General features: G+C 70.0%; 3 protein-coding genes. All 3 read left to right on the top strand.

Going from position 1 to position 1,807, the window contains the following annotated elements; all coding sequences use genetic code 11:
- Positions 1–46 precede the first annotated feature (46 nt).
- Positions 47–331 (top strand): metal-sensitive transcriptional regulator, encoded by a 285-nt coding sequence (locus ASG00_RS05250; protein ID WP_056207405.1) that lies wholly within the window; start codon positions 47–49, stop codon positions 329–331.
- A gap of 45 nt (positions 332–376) precedes the next feature.
- Entirely contained in the window at positions 377–727 is a 351-nt protein-coding gene (locus ASG00_RS05245) for a heavy-metal-associated domain-containing protein (RefSeq protein WP_056207403.1), read from the top strand.
- Positions 724–1,807 (top strand): HAD-IC family P-type ATPase (locus tag ASG00_RS17105; RefSeq protein WP_235559184.1); only part of this gene is annotated, 1,084 nt, incomplete at its 3' end. The genes ASG00_RS05245 and ASG00_RS17105, both read left to right, overlap by 4 nt.

Here is a 1,807-nt window from a genome sequence, read left to right as displayed (position 1 = left end):
CCCTGTACCCCTACAGGGTATGGTAGATTGTAGGTGGAGGTACGAGATGGCACACGGGTATGTGGACAACAAGCCGGCGCTGCTGGCGCGGCTGAGCCGCGCGGAGGGGCAGGTCCGCGGGATCGCGCGGATGATCGACGAGGACGTCTACTGCATCGATGTGCTGACCCAGGTGTCGGCGGCGACGAAGGCGCTGGAGTCCGTCGCGCTGGCGCTGCTGGAAGACCACCTCGCGCATTGCGTCGCGCAGGCGACCGCCGAAGGCGGCCCGGTCGCGGAGGAGAAGCTGCGTGAGGCGAACGCCGCGATCGCGCGCCTCGTGCGCTCCTAACCTCGCCCCACTCACATCGTTCAACGCTCTTGAAGGGAGCACATCATGACCGGACAGGGATTCCAGGACCTCGGACTGCAGGCGACGAGCACCGGCGCGGGGTGCGCGTGTTGCAGCCCCACCTCACACGGCGCGGCAGCCACCGACACCACCGCAGTCCCGGCGACGGGTGACGTTGTGTCGGCGCAGTTCCTGGTGGAGGGGATGACCTGCTCGCACTGCGTGCGCAGCGTGACCGAGGAGGTCTCCGCGATCGACGGTGTCTCCGACGTCGCCGTCGATCTGCGCGCCGGTGGCGTGTCCACGGTGACGGTGTCCAGCGCGACGCCGGTGGATGCGGCGCGGGTGCGGGAGGCGGTGGAGGAGGCCGGCTACAGCCTCGCCTCAGTGTCATGACCACGACGACGACGGATGTTGATCTCGACATCACCGGGATGACCTGCGCGTCGTGCGCGACCAGGGTGGAGCGGAAGCTGAATAAACTGCCGGGGGTGGCGGCGACGGTCAATTTCGCCACCGAGAAAGCCCGCGTGCACGCCGAGTCCCCGGTGCCGCTGGAGGAGCTGATCTCGGCGGTCGAGCAGGCCGGGTACGGGGCCTCCGTCCCCGCCCCACCGGCCACCGAAGCCCCCGATGAACAGGCCACGGTGCCGCGGGATGCGGAGTTGGTGTCGTTGCGGCAGCGGCTGATCGTCTCGACGGTCCTGGCGGTGCCGGTGGCGGTGTTGTCGATGATCCCGGTGCTGCAGTTCACCTACTGGCAGTGGCTGACCCTGACCCTTGCGGCGCCGGTGGTGGTGTGGGGGGCGTGGCCGTTCCACCGTGCCGCGGCGATCAACGCCCGCCACGGTGCGGCGACGATGGACACCCTGATCAGCCTCGGCGTGCTGGCCGCGTTCGGCTGGTCCCTCTACGCCCTGTTCTTCGGCGGTGCCGGGATGCCCGGGATGCGGATGAGCGTGACCTTCGTCGGCACCCCGCAGTCCGGCGGCCACGAGGTGTATCTGGAGGTCGCCGCCCTGGTGACGGTGTTCATCCTCCTCGGCCGCTACCTGGAGACCCGCGCGAAGCGGCAATCCGGGGAGGCTCTGCGCGCCCTGCTGGAGCTGGGTGCGAAAGACGCCGTCGTCCTCCGCACAGGTAGCGAACAGCGCGTCCCCGTCGCCCAGCTGGTGCCCGGCGACATCGTGGTGGTGCGGCCCGGGGAGAAGATCCCCGCCGACGGTGTCGTCACCGAGGGTGTCTCCGCGGTGGACGAGTCGATGCTGACCGGCGAGTCCGTCCCCGTCGAAGTCGCCCCCGGCTCGAAGGTGGTCGGAGCGACCGTGAACACCGGCGGCCGACTGCTGGTAGAGCTCACCCGGGTCGGCGCGGACACGGAGCTGGCCCGGATGGCCAGGCTGGTGGAGGAGGCGCAGACCGGGAAGGCGCAGGTGCAGCGCCTCGCCGACCGGGTCTCCGCGATCTTCGTCCCCA

The sequence above is a fragment of the Microbacterium sp. Leaf351 genome (assembly GCF_001423825.1).
GTDB classification, from domain to species: Bacteria; Actinomycetota; Actinomycetes; order Actinomycetales; family Microbacteriaceae; genus Microbacterium; species Microbacterium ginsengisoli.
The sequence above is the reverse complement of the archived record's forward strand: the minus strand, read 5'-3'. Positions and strand labels throughout refer to the sequence as shown.

Bases quoted from the DNA above. Each gene is read 5' to 3' on its own strand.
- ASG00_RS05250 (WP_056207405.1), top strand. From the start codon at position 47: ATGGCACACGGGTATGTGGACAACAAGCCGGCGCTGCTGGCGCGGCTG.
- ASG00_RS05245 (WP_056207403.1), top strand. From the start codon at position 377: ATGACCGGACAGGGATTCCAGGACCTCGGACTGCAGGCGACGAGCACC.